Genomic DNA, 20,720 nt, shown 5'->3' on the forward strand with positions numbered 1-20,720 from the left:
AGTCGCCGCGTTCAGTACTTGTCGATCTCGACTCGTGGCTCCGTGTCATGCCACGTGCAGAACACCGACACCCTCGCCGCGCCGCCCGTGAACTCCACGCGGATCCATTTGTCCTGCTTCCACGTCTGGACCGACCAGCCCGCCGCCGGGGTCGCCGAGACCAGCGTCGCCGAGCTCTTGCCCAGGTCGAAGGCCACCCGGCCGCCGGGGGTGTTGTAGCTCTTCACCGTGCCGATGCCCGCACCGGCACCGGAGTCCGTCGGGTCGGGGGAGGGCGGCTGCTCGGAGTGGGTTCCGGATGCCGTGGGGGATTTCGACGGCTTCGACGGGGTCCGTGACGTCGTGGGCTTCTTCGACGGCGAGGACTCCGGGCGGTGCGTCGAGGAGGCGAGCGGCTCCGCGTGGTCCGGACCGCCGCCGTCGTCCGCGGCCAGCGGCAGGGCGCGCGGCGGGTCGTAGGCCGTGCCCGCCATCACCGTGTGGACGCCCCACCAGGACAGCGTGACCGCCGCACCCGTGGCGAGCGACCATGCGATTCCGTGTACGAGTCCTCTGTGCATCGCGGGCCATACTGCACCACGTCGCACACGCCTGTCCCGCAGGGCACCCGGCACCCCACGTCCCGACGGGCGCGCTTCCCGGGGAAGACCACGTTCCGCCGTATGGCGTACGGTGCCGCCCATGGCAAGTGTGCTCGTCGTCGAGGATGACCAGTTCGTACGCTCCGCTCTCATCCGGCATCTGACCGAGGCATCGCACACCGTGCGCAGCGTCGGCACCGCCCTGGAGGCGCTGCGGGAGGTCGCCCATTTCCGTTTTGACGTGGTGATCCTGGATCTCGGGCTGCCCGACCTCGACGGGTCTGAGGCGCTGAAGATGCTCCGCGGCATCACGGACGTCCCCGTGATCATCGCGACCGCGCGGGACGACGAGGCGGAGATCGTCCGGCTCCTCAACGACGGCGCCGACGACTACCTCACCAAGCCGTTCTCCGTGGAGCACCTGTCGGCCCGCATGGCCGCCGTGCTGCGCCGCGCCCGCACCACGGCGGGCGAGGCGCCGCCGAGCGACGTCCTCCAGGTCGGCGGCCTCAGCATCGACCCGCTGCGGCGCCAGGCCGAGCTGGACGGCGCGCGGCTCGACCTGACCCGGCGCGAGTTCGACCTGCTCGCCTTCCTCGCCGGGCGGCCCGGCGTCGTCGTACCGCGCAAGGAACTGCTCGCCGAGGTCTGGCAGCAGAGCTACGGCGACGACCAGACCATCGACGTACATCTGTCGTGGCTGCGCAGGAAACTGGGCGAAACGGCCGCCCGGCCGCGCTACCTGCACACGCTGCGCGGCGTCGGCGTGAAGCTGGAGCCGCCGATGCCGGAGCCGCAGCAGTGAGATGGGCCCTGGTCAAGGTGTGCCTGGCCGTCACCACGATGGTCGTGGTGGCCTTCGCGGTACCGCTCGGACTCGTCGTCAAGGAGATGGCGCGCGACCGTGCCATCTCCAACGCGGAACGGCACGGCGCGGGCATGGGCCCCACGCTCTCCATCACCACCGACCGCGAGGAGCTCACCCGGGCCGTCGCCTCGTCGGAGGCGGGCGGCGATGGACGGATGGCCGTGTACGTGCCGGCCGTCGGGGACGCCGAGGCCTTCGAGGTCGGCGACCCGCGGGCCGGGGCGCGCGCGGTCGAGGCCACCCGCAAGGAGGGCCGGGCCAGGACCACCGGGGTCCCCGGCGGCTTCGTGGTGCTCCAGCCGACCGCGCTCAGCTCGGGCACGGCCGTCGTGGAGATCTACGTCCCCGAGGCCGAGGTCAGCAACGGCGTGACCACGGCGTGGGTGGTGCTCGCGGGCGTCGGCATCGCCCTGATCATCGGCTCGGTGGCGGTCGCGGACCGGCTCGGCGTACGCATGGTGCAGCCCGCCAAACGCCTGGTGGGCGCCGCGCACGACCTCGGCGAGGGCAAGCTGGGGGCACGGGTCCCGGAGGAGGGGCCCACCGAACTGCGGCTCGCCGCGGTGGCGTTCAACTCGATGGCCGACCAGGTCGTCCAACTCCTCGCCAACGAGCGGGAGCTCGCGGCCGACCTCTCCCACCGCCTGCGGACGCCGCTGACGGTCCTGCGGCTCAACGCGGCCTCGCTCGGCGAAGGACCCGCGGCGGAGCAGACCCGTACCGCGGTCGAGACGCTGGAGCGCGAGGTCGACACGATCATCCGTACCGCCCGCGACGCGAAACCGCAGACCGCGACGGCCGGACCCGGCACGGGCTGCGACGCCGCCGAGGTCATCCGGGAGCGGATGGCCTTCTGGTCGGCGCTCGCCGAGGACGAGGGCCGCGAGGTCCGGGTCGCGGGCGTCGACCGGCCGGTCCGCATCCCCGTCGCCCGTCCCGAACTGGTCGCCGCCCTCGACGCGCTGCTCGGCAACGTCTTCCGGCACACGCCGGAGGGCACGGCGTTCTCGGTGGACGTCCACAACGGCGAGGACGCCGTGATCGTGCTCGTCTCCGACGCGGGCCCCGGCATCGCCGACCCCGAGGCCGCGCTCGCCCGGGGCGCGGGCTCCGGCGAGGACGGCTCCACGGGCCTCGGCCTCGACATCGTGCGCCGCCTCGCCGAGTCCACGGGCGGCGACCTCCGCATCGGCAGCTCGGTCCTCGGCGGCACGGAGGTCCGCCTCTGGATACAGCTGGACGCCCGCCGCCCCGGCGAGGGACGCCGGGGACACCGCGGCCCCGCAGTACGCCGCCGCAAGCGCCCGGCCGGCACCGCCTGAGACGCCGCGCTTCCCCGGGGTGGCCCTCAGCGGCGTGCGGCCAGGTCCAGCGTCCACCACGGGCCGCCGGGGCCGCGGGCCACGCCGACGCCCGCGTCGGTGTAGCGGCAGGTGAGGACGACGGTCCGGTGGGACGGGCTGCGCAGCCACGTCCGTACGGCGGCGCGTGCCGTGTCCGGCCCCGACGCGATGACCTCGCCGGTGGGGCCCGCCCGGAATCCGGCGGCCCGCATGCGGCCGGGCGGGCGGCTGCCGTCGGATCCGGTGTGGCTGAGGCGCTCGTGGCGTGACATGTCGGCGCTGTGCCGCTGAGCGGCCCGGCTGAGGGAGACCCGCAGCCGCACGGGCCGGCAGCCCGCTCCGGCCCGCTGCCGATTGACCTCTTCGACCAGGTCGGCCGGGCGGGGGCGCCACTGGGCGGGCGCCGCCCATGAGGGCGACGGGCAGGCGGGCAGCGTCGCGAGGAGAACGATTCCTGTGATCAGCGCTCTACGGTGCGTACGAGTCATGTCCCCAGGTTCTCCGGGATGGCCCTGGGCCGCCTGTCGTGCGTCGACGTCGTCGTCGGCGTGCCCCAGCCCTTAATCGACCCCCATCCCTCCCTTAAGCGCACCCTAAGAACCTCAACTCGGCGCCCGGATAACCGATTTGTCGTTTCCGGCGGAGCTAGCTTGATCGCACCCCCACGCACCCCCACCCCCGTACAGCTAAGGCAGGAACGCGATGAGCAGCACGCACCGGCGCACGGTGAGCACCCGGTCCAAGGTCATCGGCGGTCTCGTCGCCGCGTCCCTCGTCGGCGGCGGCGCCTTCCTCTTCTCCGGCACGGCACTGGCGACGAAGGCCCCGGCCGAGAAGCCCGCAGAGGGAACCGGGGCTGCGGCCCCCGCCAGGTTCGCCCCCTTCGTCGACACCTCCCTCGCCCCGGCCTACGACCTCCTCGACACGGCGGAGAAGACCGGCGTGAAGGAGTTCAACCTGGCCTTCGTCACCTCCGGCGGCGGCTGCGAGCCGCTCTGGGGCGGCGCCACCGGTCTCGGTGACGACAAGGTGGCCGCTCAGATCGACGGCCTGCGCGCCAAGGGCGGCGACGTCCGGGTCTCCTTCGGCGGGGCCGCCGGCTCCGAGCTCGGCCTCAAGTGCGACAGCGCCGACGCGCTCGCCAAGGCCTACGGCAAGGTCGTCGACGCGTACGAGCTGACCAAGGTCGACTTCGACATCGAGGGCGCCGCCCTGCCCGACACGGCGGCCAACACACGCCGCTCCGAGGCGATCGCGCGGCTCCAGAAGGAGCACCCCGGCCTGAACGTCTCCTTCACGCTGCCCGTCATGCCCGAGGGCCTGACGCAGCCCGGCGTCGACCTGCTCGCCAACGCCAAGAAGAACGGAGTGCAGGTCGACGCGGTGAACATCATGGCCATGGACTACGGGCCGTCCTACAGCGGTGACATGGGCGAGTACGCCGTCCAGGCCGCCACCGCCACGCAGAAGCAGCTGAAGACCGCCCTCGGGCTCTCCGACAAGGCCGCCTGGCAGGCCGTCGCCGTCACCCCGATGATCGGCGTCAACGATGTGGCGACGGAGGTCTTCACGACCGACGACGCCACCGAACTCGTGAAGTTCGCTCAGGAGAAGGACCTCGCCTGGCTGTCGATGTGGTCCTCGACCCGCGACAAGGCCTGCGAGGGCGGCGCGTCCGGCTCCGCGCAGCCGACGTGCTCGTCGATCGAGCAGCGGCCGCTCGAGTTCACGAAGGCGTTCGCCGCGTACAAGTAGCCACCCCCCGGGTGCCACCCCAAGGGCACCCCGAAGCGCCCCGGCCGGTATCCCCCCCCACCCGGCCGGGGCGCCCGCCTCTGTCCTGTACCTCCCGTACTACGCCTTCGACGCCTGCCACTCCGACGCGTAGTCGTTGAAGATCGACCGCAGGTGATGTCCGATCTTCAGGTAGTCGAGGTCGTCGAGGTTCGCGAGCGACACCCGCACCGACCACTCGGGACCCTCGAAGCCGCCGCCGTTCAGGAGCACCACGTGGGTCTGCTCGGCGAGGCGGAACAGCGGGTCGACCGGCTCGTAGTTCTTCTCCAGGAAGTCGGCGAAGTCCTTGCCGTGGGTGCGTTCGGCCTCGGCGAGCAGATCGAGCTCGATGTAGTAGGCCGCCCGGTGCGGATCGTCCGAGATCTTCATCCCGGCACCCTCCAGGAGGAGTTCGAGCCGCTGCCGCACGATCGCGCGGATGCGCAGCTTGTACGCCTGCCCCTCATCGAGCATGTCGAAGAGGGAGAAGAGCACCATCATCATCTGCTGGGGGAGGGACAGCCCCGAGGTGTGGTTCAGCGCCACCTGCCGGGAGTCCGCGACCAGCCGGTCGATGAACTTGATCTTCTCCGGCTCCAGCGTCAGCGTGCCGTACCGCTTGGCGAGCCGGTCCTTCTCCGGCTGCGGCAGCGCCGCGATCAGCTCGTCGATGACGTTGTCGTCGTGCAGCCCGATGACGCCGAGCCGCCAGCCGGTGGCTCCGTAGTGCTTGGAGTACGAGTAGACGAGCAGCGTGTTGCGCGGCAGGTCGGCGGCGACGGACCGGAAGCCCTCGATGAACGTTCCGTACACGTCGTCCGTCACGATCAGCAGGTTCGGGTTCGACGTGGCGACGATCTGCTGGAGCTGGTCCGCCACCCGCTGACTCAGCGCGAGCGAGGGCGGGTTGGAGGGGTTGACCAGGCAGACCATCTTGATGTCCGGGTCGGCGAGCTTGGCGACCTCCTCCTCCGGGTAGCGCCACTCCCGCACGCCCGCCTCGGCGAACATGCTGGCCTCGACGTACGTCACGTCGAACTCGTACGTGTCGAGCTCGGGGATCTCGACGTACGGCGTGAACACCGGCACCATCAGGGCGATCTTGTCGCCCTTGTGCAGGACCCCGTTCTTCATGAGCGAGTCGAAGATGTAGCACATCGCGGCCGTGCCGCCCTCGGTGGCGAACAGGCTGAGGTTGCCCGGCGGGGGTCTGTGGTCGAACATCTCGTCGGCGATGTAGCCACGAACGATCTGCTCGGCGTGGGTCAGCATGCGGTCCGGGACGGGGTAGTTGTCGCCGACCGAGCTGTCCGTCAGCTCGTGGACGAAGTCGTCCCGGTCGAAGCCGAACCGCTCGACGGCGTGATCGACGCACTTCTGGAGCAGCTCGATGCCGGCCAGGTCCGGGTGCTGCCGCACGAAGGCGTCGAAGCGGTCGCCGGCTCCCTTCTTCTCCGGCATGCCGCCGAGGTTGTCCGCGGTCCATACCCTCCTCGACTCCGAGAGGGCGAAGTAGCCGAGCGCGTAGAAGGCCTCGCGGGGCCCGGTGGCGATCCAGTTGGGGTTGCCGCGGCCCGCGTTGAGCATCTGGACGCTGGACGTCTCCTTCTGGCCCGGCTTGTCGGCCTGCACCGCCTGGGCGATCTGGATGAACTTGTCCTTCAGCTCGAAGGGGCTGAGCCGGGCGAAGGACTGGATTTCCTCGCGGGTGAAGGTGGTCTTGGGCACGACTCGTTCCTCCGGGGGTTCAGTGGTGGAGCAGGACGATGACGGCTCCCCAGATGGTCAGGAGCACGTTCCCGACGGCGTACGGAATCGTGTAGCCGAGCGTCGGGATCTGGGACCGGGACGATTCGTTGATCGCGCCGATCGCCGCGGTGGTCGTCTGGCCGCCCGCGAGGACGCCCATCAGGATGGGGAAGCGGATCTTCTGGACGTAGTGCCCGAAGAGGAAGCCGACGATCAGTGGGACCACCGTGGCGATCGCGCCGAACACGAGCAGGCCCCAACCGGCCGTCGAGAGGCCGGAGGTGAAGCTCGGGCCCGCGTTGATGCCGACCACCGCGACGAACAGGCAGAGCCCGAGCGTGTCCATGAACCACTGGGCGCCGGGCGGCACGTTCCCGTAGGTCGGGTACCTGCCGCGGATCCAGCCGAAGACCAGGCCCATGATCAGCGCGCCGCCGGAGGTGGAGAGCGAGATCGGCACGCCGCCCGCGGTCAGCGCCGGGATGCCGATGCAGCCGCCGAGGAAGATGCCGAGGCCCACCCAGATCATGTCGGTGGCGAAGGACGTCGGGACGGGCTTGCCGAGCTCCTTGCCCGCCGGGTCGACCAGGCGTTCGGGGCCGGTGAGGATCAGGGTGTCGCCGCGCTCCAGCTTCGTGGTGAGGCGGTAGGGGAAGTCGGCGCCGGACCGGTACAGCTTGTCGATGTAGACGCCGACCATGAAGGGCTCGCGCCGCAGGTCCGCGATGGTCCTGCCCAGGTGTTTCCTCTCGGAGGCGACGACGTGCAGTGACTCGGTCTGGTAGCCGAGGAGTTCGACGTCGTCGGTCTCGGCGCCGATGTGTGTCCGGGCGTCGAACTCGACGAGCGAGCCGCGCAGCGCGCTCACCGCCACGACGTCGCCCTCGCGCAGGGCGAGCCGCTGGTCGTGGTCGAGGATGTTCCCGTCCCTGCGGACGCGGGTGATGTAGACCCGGCGGCCCAGCTCGCGCTGCTGCCTCTCGAAGTCCTCGACGGTGCGGCCCACGAGGTCGGGGCGCTGGATGGTGTAGGCGCGCAGGACGACCTCGTAGTAGCCCTCGGCGAGGTCGGGGTTGTCGCCGGGGGCGTCCAGCTCCTTGGCCAGGGCGGCGGATTCGGCCGCGAGGTCCTTGCGGTAGAGCCTGGGCAGGACGTTGGCGAGCAGCATCGCGCAGAGGATCGTGCCGAGGGGGTACGTCACCGCGTACCCGATGGCGACCAGGTTCGACTCGCTCTTGGCCTGCGCGGAGCTGAGCCCCGGCAGATTGGAGATCGCGTCGCCCGCGACGCCGATGACGGCGGACTGGGTCAGCGCGCCGCCGAGGAGGCCCGCCGAGAGACCGGGCCCGTAGCCGAGCATCGCGGCGAAGGCCCAGCAGACGAGCAGGCCGGTCACACAGACGACGACCGCGTTGAGGACCTGCGGGAGGCCGTCCTTCTTCAGGCCGCGGAAGAACTGCGGGCCGACCTTGTAGCCGAGCGCGAACAGGAACATCGTGAAGAAGAGGTTCTTCACGGTGCCGTCGATGTCGACCTTGAACTGCGCCCCGAGCAGCAGCCCCGCGATGAGGCAGCCGGTGACCGCGCCGAGCCCGATGGCCTTGTAGCGGAGCTTGCCGAAGAGGAAGCCGATCGCCACGGTGATGAAGACCAGCAGCTCGGGATGGGGCTGGAAGATGTTCCGGTTGAGGAAGTCGATCATTCTCTACGCTCCGGACGCGCCACGTCAGGCGCCGAGTACGCCGACGAGGATCGGCCCGGTCAGGGGGAGCAGGAAGTTGGAGAGCGCGTACGTGATCGTGTAGCCGAGCAGCGGGACCGAGCTCTGGGCCACCTGGGTGACGGAGGTGATCGCCGGGGTCGAGCACTGCTGGCCCGCGATGGCGCCGATCAGGAGCGGCTTCTCGATCTTCAGGAGCTTTCGGCCGACGAGGAGCGAGATCGTCGCGGGCACCAGGACCATCGCGATCCCGGCGAACGGGAGCAGCGCCCCGTACTCCTTGAGCAGCGGCCAGGCCTGCGGCCCCGACACGAGCCCCGTACAGGCGATGAAGATCGCCAGGCCCATGTCCTTGAGGGTGTTCGCGGCCTGCGGCGGGAACGCCCCGAAGGTCTGCCTGCGGGAGCGGAACCAGCCGAAGAGCAGCCCGGAGATCAGACAGCCCCCGCCCGTGCCGAGCGACATGGGTACATCGCCGAAGTGCACGACGACCTGCCCGAGCAGGGAACCGGCGGCGATGCCCAGACCCAGGTAGATGAAGTCGGTGGCGTCGTTCTTGACGACCGAGCCGATCCTCGCGACCAGCTTGTTCAGACCGGAGCGCGCGCCCACCAGGGTGAGCACGTCGCCGCGGCGCACGGTGGTGCCGCCGGCCGCGGGCAGATGCTGGTCGCCGCGGAGCACGTCGGTGACGTACACGCCGTCCTTGATGAACTCGGGATGCTCGCGCTGGAGGTCGTCCACGCTCATGCCGTCCGACGACTTGTCGGTGACGGCGACCTGGGCGGTGGCCAGCGGGGTGTCGACGCCGGGGATGCCGGGGGTCTCGGGGCCGATGAGCTGCCCGGACTCGATGACGTTGGCGCGGCGGCCGACCACCAGGACCAGGTCGGAGAGGGTGAGCGCCAGGCCGGGCGCGGGCGTCAGGTTCTTGCTGCCCCGCTTGACGGCCTCGACGGTGACCCGGCCGTCGAGGCCCGACTCCAGGTCGCCGACGGTCCTGCCGTCGGCCGTGGTCACCAGATAGGTGCGGCCGACCATGCCCGGCAGTGCCTGGCGCTCGTCGGGCTCCAGACCGCCGCCCGAGCCGCGCATCTTCTCCCACAGCTCGCGCGAGGCGTCCCGCAGGTTGATGCGCAGCATCATCGGCATGATCTGGCTGGTGTAGAGCACGATGGTGATCAGGCCGAAGAGGTAGCAGACCGTGTACGCGGTGGCCACGTGCCCCTGGTACTGGGTGATCTGGTCCGGGGTGAGGCCGTCGAGCTTGCCGATGGCCTCGGTCGCCGTACCGACGACGGCCGACTCGGTGGCCGCGCCCGCCAGGATGCCCGACGCCGTGCCGACGTCCAGGTCGAAGGCCTTGGCGAGGCCGAACGCGATGCCCAGGACGCAGACCAGCTCGATGCCGCAGAGCGCGAAGAAGCGCAGGCTCTCGCGGTTGAGGTTGGAGAAGAACTGCGGGCCCGCGAGATAGCCGAGGGAGAAGATGAAGAGCGCGAAGAAGATCGTCTTGACGTCGTCCGAGACGACGACCTTGGCCCACGCGCCCATCAGCAGCGAGACGATCAGCGTGCCGCAGATGCCGCCCAGGGTGATGGGGCCGACGCGCACCTTGCCCACGAGGTAGCCCAGGGCGAGGCAGATGAACAGCGCGAACTCGGGGTGATCACGGAGTACACCCACCGGCGCTCACCGCGCCCGGTCTGTTGATATATGAACCCTATATTCCATATGGGCAACCTAAGGAGCCGGATGGCGTGCTGCCACTCGGCTCCTTGGGTTGCCTGCCCCGCGGGTCAGTCCGCGGCGTACTCGCGCGGCAGCTCACCGGCGGACGCGACGCCCGCGTACCAGTGGGCGCTCGACTTCGGCGTGCGGACCTGCGTCTCGTAGTCGACGTACACCGCGCCGAAGCGCTTGCCGTAGCCGTACGACCATTCGAAGTTGTCCAGGAGCGACCAGAGGTAGTAGCCGCGGACGTCCGCGCCGTCGGCGATGGCCCGGCGGACCGCCGCCAGGTGCTGGTGGAGGTAGGCGATGCGCTCCGGGTCGTGGACACGGCCCTCGGGGTCGGGCTTGTCGTCGTAGGCCGCGCCGTTCTCCGTGACGTACAGCGGGAGTCCGGGCGCCTCGCGCGCGTACCGCATGATCAGCTCGTGCAGTCCGGTCGCGTCGATCGTCCAGCCCATCTCGGTGCGCTCGCCCGGCGTCTGGTGGAAGGCGACGTCGTCGGAGCCCGGCCAGGGGGAGTGGTCGCTGGCCCCGTGCCCGTCGGCACGCCGGCTCCTGGCGCCTTCCGGCGCGGCGGACACCAGCGAGGGCGTGTAGTAGTTGAGGCCCAGCGCGTCCAGCGGCTGGTGCGCTGCGGCCAGGTCGCCCTCGCGCACGCAGGACCAGTCGGTGACGCGCGCGGTGTCCGCGAGCAGGTCCTCCGGGTAGGCGCCGTGCAGCATCGGCCCGTGGAAGACGCCGTTGGCGAGGTTGTCGATGCGCCGCCGCGCGTCCTGGTCGCGCGGGTCGTCGGAAACCGCCCTGACCACCGCGGAGTTGAGGCTCACCGCGACCTGGGCGCGGGCCGGCAGGGCGGCGCGCAGCGCCTGCGTGCCCAGGCCGTGTGCGAGGTTCAGGTGGTGGGCGGCGTGCAGGGCGGCCGCCGGGTCGGTGCGGCCGGGGGCGTGGACACCGGAGCCGTACCCGAGAAAGGCGCTGCACCAGGGCTCGTTGAGCGTGATCCAGGACGAGACGCGGTCGCCGAGCGCCTCGCCGACGATGCCCGCGTACTCGGCGAACCGGTACGCCGTCTCGCGCACCGGCCAGCCGCCCGCGTCCTCCAGCTCCTGCGGCAGGTCCCAGTGGTAGAGGGTCAGGGCGGGCCGGATGTCCCGGGCGAGCAGCTCGTCGACCAGCCGCCGGTAGAAGTCGAGGCCGCGCTGGACGGCGGGGCCGCGCCCGGTGGGCTGCACGCGCGACCAGGAGACGGAGAAGCGGTAGGCGTTCAGGCCCAGCGATGCCATGAGCGCCACGTCGTCGCGGTAGCGGTGGTAGTGCTCGACGGCGACGTCGCCGGTGTCGCCGCCCGCGGTGCGGCCCGGGGTGTGGCTGAAGGTGTCCCAGATGGAGGGGGTGCGGCCGTCCTCGCGCACGGCGCCCTCGATCTGGTACGCGGAGGTGGCCGCGCCCCAGAGGAAGTCGGCCGGAAACGTGATGGGTTCGGGCATGGAAGCGCTCCCATGGGTGGAGGGAAGAGGCGTAGGTGGGAAGAGGGGAAGCGGGCGGCGGAAATCCGGGAGCCCGGGGGCTCCCGGAGGCGTTCCGAGGGTCAGCCCTTGACCGCGCCCTGCATGATGCCGCTCACGATCTGCTTGCCGAACAGGACGAACGCGAGCAGCAGCGGCAACGTGCCGAGCAGCGCGCCCGCCATGATCACGGCCCGGTCGGGGATGTACCCCGTGCCCAGCGAGTTGAGCGCCACCTGCACCGTCGGGTTCGACTGGTTGAGCGCGATGATCGGCCACAGGAAGTCGTTCCACGCCATGACGAACGTCAGCAGCCCGAGGACCGCCATCGCGGGCCGCGCCGCGGGGAACACCACGTGCCAGATGATGCGCAGACTGCTCGCCCCGTCCATCCGCGCCGCCTCGATCAGCTCGCCGGGCAGCGCCTGCAGCAGGTACTGCCGCATGAAGAAGACGCCGAAGGCGCTCACGAACGTCGGCAGGATGACGGCCTGGAGCTGGTTGGTCCACTGGAGGTCCGCGACCCACAGGTACAGCGGTACGACGCTGAGCTGCGGCGGCACCATCATCGTGCCGATGGTCAGCAGGAGCAGCGCCCCGCTGAACCTGAACTTCAGCTTGGCGAAGGCGAATCCGGCGACGGTGGAGAACAGGACCGTGCCGATGGTGATGCTGCCCGCCACGATCGTGGTGTTCAGCATCGCGTCGCCGAGGCTCGCCTCCGTCCACGCCCGTTCGAGGTTCTTGAACAGGTTGCCGCCGAACCACAGGGGCGGCGGTGTCTGGGCGAGCCGCCCGCTGGTGCGCGAGGCGGCGACGGCCGTCCAGATCAGGGGCGCCAGCGAGACCGCGGTGAACAGTGCGAGGACCACGTAGGTGAACGGGCCCGCGTGCATCGTCCGGCCGGCCTTCTGACCGCGGGGGCGCGTCTTCATCGGTCCTTCCTCAGGCGTCGGGCGATCAGCATGTTGACCGCGGCGATGAGCAGCAGGATCACGAGCATCAGCCAGGCCACGGCCGACGCACGCCCCAGGTGTCCGTTGATCCAGCCCTGGTCGTACAGGTAGAGCCCCAGGGTCTGGAACTGGTGGTCGGCGCCGCCCTTGGACCCGGCCGTGCCGCCGAACAGCAGCGGTTCGCCGAAGAGCTGGGTCGCGCCGATCGTGGAGACGACGACCGTGAACAGGATCGTCGGCCGCAGCATCGGGATCGTCACGTGCCGGAACTGCTGCCAGCGCGAGGCGCCGTCCAGCGCGGCCGACTCGTACAGGTCGTGCGGCACGGCCTGCATCGCCGCCAGATAGATCAGCGCGTTGTACCCGGTCCAGCGCCAGATGACGATCGACGACACGGCGAACTGCGAACCCCACGACGACTCGCGCCAGTTGACGGGATCGAAGCCGACCGACCCGATCAGCCAGTTGACCATGCCGCCGTCCCACGCGAACAGCAGGGTGAAGACCAGTGAGGCGCTCGCCACCGACGTCGCGTACGGGGCGAGCATCGCGACCCGCCACAGCATGGAGCCGCGCAGCTTGTAGTTGAGCAGGTGCGCGATGCCGAGCGCGACGGCCAGCTGGGGGACGGTGGAGATGACGCCGATGGTGAAGGTGTTGCCGAGCGCGTTCCAGAAGTACTCGCTCTGCAGCAGGTTGGTGTAGTTGTCCAGGCCCAGCCAGGTGCTGTCGTCGAGGTTGGTGAGCTCAAGACGGTGCAGCGAGGCCCAGCCGGTGTAGAGGAGCGGGAAGAGGCCGAAGGCGCCGAAGAAGAGGAAGAACGGCGCGACGAAGACGTACGGCGACGCCTTGATGTCCCAGCGGTACAGGCGGCTGCGCCACGGCGACGGCGTGCGGGAGGCCTTGCCCCCGGTCGCGGCCGGGGCCGCGTCCCCTTTGCCGGGGGGCGCGGTCTCGGCGTACTCAGCGGTGTCGGACATGTGGGTCACTGTCCCAGAACGTCCTTGATCTCCTTCTGGGCCGCCTCCCAGCCCTCCTCGGGAGACTTGCCCTGCTGCTCCACCTGGAGCACACCGATGTCGGTGATGGACTGGCCGATCTGGGCGTCCTTGATGCCGTAGACGGCCGAGGGGATGTTCTTCGCGATGTCGGCGTAGAGCTCCGTGATGGGCGCGTCGTTGAAGTACGCCTTGGTCGCGGGTGACGGCTTCAGTGAGGCGTACGCCGACGGGGTGGACGGGAAGCTGGCCTGCTTGGCGAAGACCTTCGCGAGCTGCTCGGGGCTGCTCAGCCAGACGGCGAGTTCCGTCGCCTCCTTCTTGTGCTTGCCCGCGCTCGGCACGCCGAGGAACGCCCCTCCCCAGTTGCCGTCCGTCGGCGCCTTGGCCATGTCCCACTGGCCCTTGCCCTCGGGGCCCGTCTTCTCCTGGATGTACCCGGCCATCCAGGCCGGGCAGGCCACCGTGGCGAACTTGGCGTTGGCGAAGCCCTGGTCCCACGTGGGGTCGAACTGCTTGAGCTTGGCGGACATGTCGCCCCGCGCGACCTTCATCGCCGCGTTCCAGGCGTCCTTGCGGCCCTGGCTGTCCTCGTAGATCTCCTTGCCGCTCTTGTCGTAGTACCGCTCGGTCGCGCCGGCGAAGACCTGGTTGTAGACGCTGGCGGCGGAGTCGACGAACTTGGTGCCCTTGGGCGCCTTCTCCATGTACTTCTTGCCGAGCGCGACGTACTTGTCCCAGTCGCCCGCCCACTCCTTCGCGAGCTTCTCGCGGTCGGTGGGCAGCCCGGCCTTCTCGAAGAGGTCCTTGCGGTAACAGAGCGCGGTGGGGCCGATGTCGAGTCCGAGGCCGATCGTCTTGCCGTCCTCGGTCGTGGCCTGGTCCCACTTCCAGTCGAGATACGTGGACTTCTTGACGCCCTTGGCCTTCCCGAGGTCCTCGAACTTGGCACCCTGCGTCTGCACGACCTCGGTGATGTTGCTGACCTCTATGGCCGCGACGTCGTTGACGCCCGCGCCGGACTGCAGCTGGGTGAGCAGCTTCGGGTAGTAGGCGTCGTTCCGCTCGATGACGTTCTCTTTGATCCTGATGTTCGGGTGCGACTTCTCGTACTCGTCGTAGAGACCGGCCTGCTTCAGGCCCAGCACGCCGAACGTGCCCACGTTGAGCGTGATCTTGCCGTCGCCCGCCGAGCCGCCTTCGTCGTCGCTCGAACAAGCGGCGAGCAGGCTCGTGGCCAGCGCGGCCGTGGCCGCGTACGCGACGAGCCGACGGGACCTGCGGGACCGGCGGAAAGTGCTGCTGCGCATGACGTCCTCCTGTTGCCTGACGTGCCGACCCCCCGGCCAACTGCACTGCTGGGCCCGTTGGTTCACTCTGCGGCTCGGGCGGGGAACGTGCGGGATGTGTACGTGTCAGGTAGTGTGGGAGCGCTCCCACACGTGATGAGTTGAAGACTCGTGGCTACCGCCAGGGGTGTCAAGGGACCGGACAGGGAGTTGTGTCTTCGGTTATCGGGCCGTTACGGGACGCCCGCGGATCGTCCGTGGTCACCCGGGGATCGTCCGTGTAATCGGCCCAGGGGCCCGGTGAAGATCGGGCTGTTACATTCCTCGCCGGGGGAAGTGTGACGGGAGGCGGACTATGGCAGCTCACGCGGCGCGCGGCCGCAGCGGCGGACGGCCCACTCTGGAAGAGGTGGCGGCGCGGGCGGGGGTCGGCCGCGGCACGGTCTCCCGCGTGATCAACGGTTCGCCGCGGGTGAGCGAGGCGACCAGGACCGCCGTCGAGGCCGCCGTGGCCGAGCTCGGGTACGTGCCGAACACCGCGGCCCGCGCCCTCGCGGCCAACCGCACGGACGCCATCGCCCTGGTCGTCCCCGAACCCGAGACCCGCTTCTTCGCCGAGCCGTACTTCTCCGACGTCCTGCGTGGTGTCGGCGCCGAGCTCGGCGAGACCGAGATGCAGCTGCTGCTGATCTTCGCGGGCAACGACCGCAGGCGCCAGCGGCTGGCCCAGTACCTCGCCGCCCACCGCGTCGACGGCGTCCTGCTCGTCTCCGTCCACGCCGACGACCCGCTGCCCGACCTGCTCTCCCAGCTGGAGATCCCCGCCGTCATCAGCGGCCGCCGCTCGGCCGAGGAAGCGCTGCCCTCCGTCGACTCCGACAACTACGCGGGGGCCCGCTCCGCCGTGGAACACCTCCTGGCCCGCGGCCGCACCGCCATAGCCACCATCACGGGCCGCCTCGACGTGTACGGAGCCCAGCGCCGCCTGGACGGCTACCGCGCCGCGCTGCGGGAGGCGGGCCGCGAGGTCGACGAGCAGCTGATCGTGGCGGGTGACTTCACCGAGGAGGGCGGCCGCCGTGCGATGCGGGAGCTCCTCGCCGCCCGCCCCGGGATCGACGCGGTGTTCGCGGGCTCCGACGTGATGGCGGCCGGCGCGCGCCAGGAGCTGCGCGAAGCGGGGCGCCGCATACCCGACGACGTGGCGCTCGTCGGCTTCGACGACTCGGCGATCGCCCGCCACATGGACCCGCCGCTGACGAGTGTGCGCCAGCCCATCGAGGAGATGGGGCGCGCGATGATCGACCTTCTCCTCGCCGAGATCGCGGACAGCCGCCCCGCCGCCGTCCGGCGCCTGGAACGGCGCCAGCTGGTGCTCCCGACGCGGCTGGTGGAGCGGGCCTCCTCCTGAGCGGCGCCGCGGCCCTACCCCGCGGCCTGCCCGTCGTCGGTCCCGGGGGCCGCGCGCAGGGTCTCCGCCATCTCGTGGGCCAGCTCGGCCAGACGCCGGTGCTCGGCGGCCTCCCGCGGCCTGTCGTGCTCCTCATGGGCGCGGGCGAGCCGGCCCTGGGCGCCGGACAGCGTGTCGAGGGCCTTCGCGGCCCGCTGCTGCACACGCACCACCCGGGCCTCCAGGAAGTCCCCCGCGCGTGCGCTGTCGGCGGTCTGCCGCGAGGCGGAGGCCGCCGACTCCCGGTCGACGGTGCTCTGCTCCCGCGCGTCGCCGGCATCCGCGCGACGGAGCGCCGACTCACTGCGGTCGAGCCGCGCGTGGCTCGCCGTCAGCAGCTTCTGGACCCGGTCGATCTGTTCGTACGAGCGCTGCCGCCGACTGGGCGCGGCACCGCTCACGATCCGCTCGCGTTCGTCGACCTTCGCCTCCCAGTCCGCGATGCGGTGCTCCCGGTCGTCCGTGTCCCCCTCCCGCTCGTCGGCGGCCGCGTCGCGGTCGTCGGCGACCCGCTCGCGCTCGTCGGCCGTGCGCTCACGAGCGTCGGCCAGCCGGTCGCGGACGTCGGCCGCCTCCACGCGCGCGCGGTCGTCCGGGTCGGAAGGGCTGCTCTGCGGATCGGATCCCATAGCGGCAGTATGCTCCCGTCCGCCGCCTCGGGAACGCGCGATACGGCCCGTACACTCACGGCCGAGGAGCGACGAACATGAACTTTCCCCAGTACGGGGGGCCGGGCGACGGCGACGGGTGCGGCGTCGTCGACCACCACCCGGACGGCACGGCCGTCCGCTGCGCGGAGGCGGGGACGTGGCACATCGCGTGGGAGCACGAGGGCCCGGACGAGATCAGGACGTCGTTCGTGTGCGACGGCCACATGGAGACGGTGCGGGCCGCCCACCCCTATCTGGACAGGCATCAGGTCGGCGCTGACTGCACCCGTCCCCGCGCCCGCTGGGTGGACAGCCGCGTCGGCGCCTGGTGCCGCGTGCCCGACGCCGGGTGACGGCCCGCTGACTTCCCTCCGCTACTTCACGTCGCCCGTGAAGATCGCGGCCTCCGCCTCCATGTCCATGTCCGGCGAGACCTCGATCTGAATCGTCTTCTCGGCCTTCGGCATCTCGCACGCCCACGTCACCGTGATGGACCGGCCCGCGAGCAGCTTCGTGTCGGGCCCGCCGTTCAGCCCCTGGTCCGAGTCGTAGACCGATTCGCTCGACTTGCCGGCCTTGCCGTACGAGCAGCTGGTTGTGAACATCGACGTGTCCACGGTCGACTTGCCGTTGTTCTTCACCCGCACGCCGAACTTGACGTAGGGGGTGTTCTCCGGCGCTCCGTACGGGCCGGACGTGCCCCGGGTGAACTTCGACAGGCTCAGCTGGACGTCGTTGCCGTACTCCACGGTGTCGTTGAGCCCGGCCACCTCTCCCTCGGCGTCCTCCGGCTCGGCCGCCGGCTCCTCGGGCGGCTCCTCCTCGTCCGCGACCACGTCGTCGGCCGGCGCGGACACGGCGGCGCCGCTGGTCTTCTCCGGCTTCTTGTCGTCGTCTCCGCTGTTGACGACGACGATGCCCGTCGCGACGACGGCCGCGATGACCGCGGCGGCCGAGCCGATGACGACCGCGTTGCTGGGCCCCCGCCGCGGCGGAGGAGGCTGTGGCGGATACATCGGCGGCGGTGGCGGCGTGGCGTTGCTCATGGGTCCCCCCTGCGGTTGTGCGCTGTCAGCGCATCATGCGCCGATGTGTGGGGGATGTGGAGGAGGAGTGGCCGTTTCGTGATGTCACGATCACGGGCGCCGGACGTGCGGGCACGAAGAAGGCCCGGCCTGCTTCCGCAGGCCGGGCCTTGATCAATCAGGGTGAGTGACGGGACTTGAACCCGCGGCCACCTGGACCACAACCAGGTGCTCTACCAACTGAGCTACACCCACCATGCCCGGTCTTTTGTCGTTCTTCCGACCGGCCGAGAAAAAGTGTACAGGGTCTGGAGGGGTGCTCGCGCACACGTTTTCCGGACCCCGTACACAGGGCTCCCGCCGGGGCTATTCCGCAGGCAGGACGTGCTTGGCCGCGATCGTCCGCGCCGTCTCCGAGTCCGGGCCCGGCTGCGGGACGAAGATCGCCTCGCGGTAGTACCGGAGCTCCGCGATGGACTCACGGATGTCGGCGAGCGCGCGGTGGTTGCCGTTCTTGTCCGGGCTGTTGAAGTACGCCCGGGGGTACCAGCGCCGGGCCAGCTCCTTGACGGAGGAGACGTCGACGATGCGGTAGTGGAGGTACTCCTCCAGTGTCCGCATGTCCCGCGCGAGGAAGCCGCGGTCGGTGCCGACGGAGTTTCCGCACAGCGGGGCCTTCCGCGGCTCCTTGACGTGCTCACGTACGTACGCCAGGACCTGCTCCTCGGCGTCGGCCAGCGTGGTGCCGCCGGCCAGCTCGTCGAGGAGCCCCGAGGTGGTGTGCATGGTGCGCACCACCTCGGGCATGGTCTCCAGCGCCGCGTCCGGCGGGCGGATCACGATGTCCACTCCGTCGCCGAGCACGTTCAGTTCCGAGTCGGTGACCAGTGCGGCCACCTCGATAAGTGCGTCGTCCGTCAACGAGAGCCCGGTCATCTCGCAGTCGATCCACACCATGCGATCGTTCATGCGTCTTACCCTACGGCGCGCTCCTCTGGCCGGGCAGAGGAGCACGTCCTGGCGCGTACACGTCCGAGTTCGGCTTGCCGGGATCGGTCGGCACCGAGGTCGAGGGGCCGAGCGCGCTCGCGGCGGCCGTACGCCGTGACTGGGACGGCACCGGTCCCGCCTCCAGCAGCGCGGGCATAGCCTGCGCCGTCGCCGGCACGGACTCCAGTGCCCGCTCGCCCTGCGGCCTGCGGGCGCGGTAGGCGGCCCGGTAGGCGGCGGGGGACGAGCCCAGCTGGCGTCGGAAGTGTCCGCGCAGTGCCACCGGCGAGCGGAAGCCGCAGCGGCCCGCGACCTCGTCCACCGAGTAGTCGGAGGTCTCCAGGAGCCGCTGCGCCTGGAGCACCCGCTGGGTGATCAGCCACTGCAGCGGAGCGCTGCCCGTGAGCGAGCGGAACCTGCGGTCGAAGGTCCGCCTGCTCATGTACGCGCGCGCGGCCAGCGTCTCCACGTCGAACTGTTCGTGGAGGTGCTCCAGCGCCCAGGCGACGACCTCGGCGAGCGGGTCGGCGCCGATCTCCTCGGGTAAAGACCTGTCGAGGTAGCGCTCCTGGCCGCCGGCCCTGCGCGGTGGCACCACGAGCCTGCGGGCGAGCGCGCCCGCCGCCTCGTTGCCGTGGTCCGTGCGCACGATGTGCAGACAGAGATCGATTCCGGCCGCGGTGCCGGCACTCGTCAGGACGTCCCCGTCGTCTACGAAGAGCTCGCGCGGGTCCACGTGGACGGACGGATAACGCTTCGCGAGCGTCGGCGCGTACATCCAGTGGGTGGTCGCCGGGCGGCCGTCGAGCAGCCCGGCCGCGGCGAGCACGAACGCCCCCGTGCACAGTCCGACGATGCGGGCGCCCTCCTCGTGCGCGCGACGCAGTGCGTCGAGCGCCTCGGGTGGTGGTGGCGATGTGATCGACCGCCAGGCGGGCACGACGACCGTGCCGGCCCGGCCGATCGCCTCCAGGCCCTGTGGCGCGGTGAGTTCAAGGCCGCCGGTGGTCCGCAGCGGGCCCTCCTCGCCGGCACAGACGAGCAGCCGGTAGCGGGGGACTCCCGCGTCCTGCCGGTCGATGCCGAAGACGGAGAGCGGTATGGAACTCTCGAAAATGGGTCCGCCGCTGAACAGCAGCACCGCTACGATCTCCCGGCGGCGCCGCCCCGAGAGTTTCCGAGCCGCGGCCTCCGGCGCGGCTGTGGAGTCGTGGCTCATGGTGCTAAACCCCCCTCGGGCTTCGCGGCTCCTTGTTCCTGGCGTGCTTGACGTTTTTGACGTGCTTGACGCGCTTGCCTCGCTTGTCGCTCCTGCACGTTTCCCCTCGGTCCTCCACCAGTCCCCCGCCGTAATACAGTCAAGATCGAATCTACTGCGTCCCGTGCTGCCGGGGTGACCAGTTCATCACTCGGCAGATTGTCGACATGGCAACTTGGCGTGAAGCATTCGATCACGAAGCGTTGCACTCGGGCGGCTTGCTGGGAAGTGCGCCTCCGCGCCGTGGCCGGTCCCCGTAGGGTGCAGGCGGCCTGAGCGCGGCTTTCGGCCCTGGTCGGACGGGGGTTGAGGGGGCGTTCGGCCAAGAAATCGACGGCCCCCGGAAGTTGGCTGAAAACATACGGGAGCGTGTGTGTGAATTGGTCAGTCCAACGGTGCACCATCGGCACTCTGACGGGTCCCCCTGTGCGTCCCTACGCCGGTCCTGCCGTGCCGTCCGCGATGTCCTCTGTTCTGTTCTGCAAGCAGTCGCGCGGCGCCCCGCTCCGACTGCCGCAGAAGCACCCGGCACACCCCGGTGACGGCCACGAGGCCGAGCGCCGCGCCGGTCGCGCCGGCCAGTGAGCCCCCGTACCCGACAAGGACGACGGGGACCAGGACGCAGCTGAACGCGGCCCAGCGGACCACGTCGCTCACCGAGTCCTGCGGGGTTGCGGCCGGCGGTTCGTGGGTGCGCGGCGCGGGCACCGCGAGGGGCCGGCGGTCCACTGCCCCTTGCTCGGGTGAAGACTCGGGTGAAGAAGGGAGGCGGGTGGAGGGTGGGGACGCGGTCGAAGGTCCAGGCACGGCGTGCTCCCTGTGGCATAT

19 protein-coding genes and 1 tRNA gene are annotated in these 20,720 nt (G+C 70.5%); 6 read left to right on the plus strand and 14 right to left on the minus strand.

Annotation, left to right across the window (positions count from 1 at the left end):
* Positions 1 to 11 precede the first annotated feature (11 nt).
* On the minus strand, positions 12 to 560 hold the full coding sequence (locus DEJ48_RS25140; RefSeq protein WP_150218485.1) for a hypothetical protein: 549 nt from the start codon (positions 558 to 560) through the stop codon (positions 12 to 14).
* A 121-nt stretch (positions 561 to 681) separates the two neighbouring features.
* Here DEJ48_RS25140 and DEJ48_RS25145 point away from each other — a divergent pair, with 121 nt between their 5' ends.
* Complete coding sequence (locus DEJ48_RS25145) at positions 682 to 1,386, plus strand: response regulator transcription factor (protein ID WP_150218487.1); 705 nt, start codon at positions 682 to 684, stop codon at positions 1,384 to 1,386.
* Positions 1,383 to 2,771, plus strand: coding sequence for a sensor histidine kinase (locus tag DEJ48_RS25150; protein ID WP_150218489.1), 1,389 nt, complete (start codon positions 1,383 to 1,385; stop codon positions 2,769 to 2,771). The genes DEJ48_RS25145 and DEJ48_RS25150 overlap by 4 nt, the downstream gene beginning before the upstream one ends.
* Positions 2,772 to 2,797: 26 nt before the next feature.
* On the opposite strand, the gene DEJ48_RS25155 is transcribed toward DEJ48_RS25150, so the two are convergent.
* On the minus strand, positions 2,798 to 3,280 hold the full coding sequence (locus tag DEJ48_RS25155; RefSeq protein WP_150218491.1) for a CAP domain-containing protein: 483 nt from the start codon (positions 3,278 to 3,280) through the stop codon (positions 2,798 to 2,800).
* Positions 3,281 to 3,494: 214 nt separating this feature from the next.
* On the opposite strand from DEJ48_RS25155, the gene DEJ48_RS25160 reads away from it, so the two are divergent.
* Positions 3,495 to 4,547, plus strand: coding sequence for a chitinase (locus tag DEJ48_RS25160; protein ID WP_150218493.1), 1,053 nt, complete (start codon positions 3,495 to 3,497; stop codon positions 4,545 to 4,547).
* Between the two features lie 99 nt (positions 4,548 to 4,646).
* On the opposite strand, the gene DEJ48_RS25165 is transcribed toward DEJ48_RS25160, so the two are convergent.
* The 7 genes from DEJ48_RS25165 to DEJ48_RS25195 all read right to left on the minus strand — a co-directional run bounded on the left by DEJ48_RS25165 (position 4,647) and on the right by DEJ48_RS25195 (position 14,540).
* Positions 4,647 to 6,296: a bifunctional aspartate transaminase/aspartate 4-decarboxylase gene (locus DEJ48_RS25165; protein ID WP_150218495.1), complete on the minus strand. Its 1,650-nt coding sequence runs from the start codon at positions 6,294 to 6,296 to the stop codon at positions 4,647 to 4,649.
* Between the two features lie 19 nt (positions 6,297 to 6,315).
* Complete coding sequence (gene aspT / locus DEJ48_RS25170; protein ID WP_150218496.1) at positions 6,316 to 8,019, minus strand: aspartate-alanine antiporter; 1,704 nt, start codon at positions 8,017 to 8,019, stop codon at positions 6,316 to 6,318.
* A gap of 24 nt (positions 8,020 to 8,043) precedes the next feature.
* The gene (aspT, locus tag DEJ48_RS25175; protein ID WP_150218498.1) at positions 8,044 to 9,723 is read right to left on the minus strand and encodes an aspartate-alanine antiporter; all 1,680 of its coding nucleotides are present in this window, start codon (positions 9,721 to 9,723) and stop codon (positions 8,044 to 8,046) included.
* Positions 9,724 to 9,836: 113 nt separating this feature from the next.
* A complete protein-coding gene (locus tag DEJ48_RS25180; protein WP_150218500.1) occupies positions 9,837 to 11,258 on the minus strand; it encodes a GH1 family beta-glucosidase in 1,422 nt (473 codons plus the stop codon).
* Between the two features lie 101 nt (positions 11,259 to 11,359).
* A complete protein-coding gene (locus DEJ48_RS25185) occupies positions 11,360 to 12,211 on the minus strand; it encodes a carbohydrate ABC transporter permease (RefSeq protein ID WP_150218502.1) in 852 nt (283 codons plus the stop codon).
* Positions 12,208 to 13,212: a carbohydrate ABC transporter permease gene (locus DEJ48_RS25190; RefSeq protein WP_150218504.1), complete on the minus strand. Its 1,005-nt coding sequence runs from the start codon at positions 13,210 to 13,212 to the stop codon at positions 12,208 to 12,210. Before DEJ48_RS25190 ends, DEJ48_RS25185 begins: the two co-directional genes overlap by 4 nt.
* A gap of 5 nt (positions 13,213 to 13,217) precedes the next feature.
* Positions 13,218 to 14,540 (minus strand): ABC transporter substrate-binding protein, encoded by a 1,323-nt coding sequence (locus DEJ48_RS25195; RefSeq protein WP_150218505.1) that lies wholly within the window; start codon positions 14,538 to 14,540, stop codon positions 13,218 to 13,220.
* A 334-nt stretch (positions 14,541 to 14,874) separates the two neighbouring features.
* Here DEJ48_RS25195 and DEJ48_RS25200 point away from each other — a divergent pair, with 334 nt between their 5' ends.
* Positions 14,875 to 15,930, plus strand: coding sequence for a LacI family DNA-binding transcriptional regulator (locus DEJ48_RS25200; RefSeq protein ID WP_150218507.1), 1,056 nt, complete (start codon positions 14,875 to 14,877; stop codon positions 15,928 to 15,930).
* A gap of 14 nt (positions 15,931 to 15,944) precedes the next feature.
* Here DEJ48_RS25200 and DEJ48_RS25205 read toward each other — a convergent pair whose 3' ends face one another.
* Positions 15,945 to 16,598, minus strand: coding sequence for a hypothetical protein (locus tag DEJ48_RS25205; protein WP_150218509.1), 654 nt, complete (start codon positions 16,596 to 16,598; stop codon positions 15,945 to 15,947).
* Positions 16,599 to 16,675: 77 nt separating this feature from the next.
* Here DEJ48_RS25205 and DEJ48_RS25210 point away from each other — a divergent pair, with 77 nt between their 5' ends.
* Positions 16,676 to 16,972, plus strand: coding sequence for a hypothetical protein (locus DEJ48_RS25210; protein ID WP_150218511.1), 297 nt, complete (start codon positions 16,676 to 16,678; stop codon positions 16,970 to 16,972).
* A 21-nt stretch (positions 16,973 to 16,993) separates the two neighbouring features.
* On the opposite strand, the gene DEJ48_RS25215 is transcribed toward DEJ48_RS25210, so the two are convergent.
* The 4 genes from DEJ48_RS25215 to DEJ48_RS25230 form a co-directional block, all read right to left on the minus strand.
* The gene (locus tag DEJ48_RS25215; RefSeq protein ID WP_150218513.1) at positions 16,994 to 17,665 is read right to left on the minus strand and encodes a DUF4352 domain-containing protein; all 672 of its coding nucleotides are present in this window, start codon (positions 17,663 to 17,665) and stop codon (positions 16,994 to 16,996) included.
* 161 nt (positions 17,666 to 17,826) lie between these two features.
* Positions 17,827 to 17,899 (minus strand) — tRNA-His (locus tag DEJ48_RS25220).
* 111 nt (positions 17,900 to 18,010) lie between these two features.
* Positions 18,011 to 18,613, minus strand: coding sequence for an oligoribonuclease (gene orn, locus DEJ48_RS25225; protein WP_150218515.1), 603 nt, complete (start codon positions 18,611 to 18,613; stop codon positions 18,011 to 18,013).
* Between the two features lie 10 nt (positions 18,614 to 18,623).
* Positions 18,624 to 19,853 (minus strand): helix-turn-helix domain-containing protein, encoded by a 1,230-nt coding sequence (locus tag DEJ48_RS25230; protein WP_150218516.1) that lies wholly within the window; start codon positions 19,851 to 19,853, stop codon positions 18,624 to 18,626.
* Between the two features lie 501 nt (positions 19,854 to 20,354).
* Here DEJ48_RS25230 and DEJ48_RS41105 point away from each other — a divergent pair.
* Positions 20,355 to 20,477 carry a hypothetical protein gene (locus DEJ48_RS41105; protein WP_411757479.1) on the plus strand — a complete coding sequence of 41 codons (123 nt, stop codon included), beginning with the start codon at positions 20,355 to 20,357 and terminating at the stop codon, positions 20,475 to 20,477.
* Positions 20,478 to 20,720 lie beyond the last annotated feature (243 nt).

The sequence above is a fragment of the Streptomyces venezuelae genome (assembly GCF_008642315.1).
Lineage (GTDB): Bacteria > Actinomycetota > Actinomycetes > Streptomycetales > Streptomycetaceae > Streptomyces > Streptomyces venezuelae_D.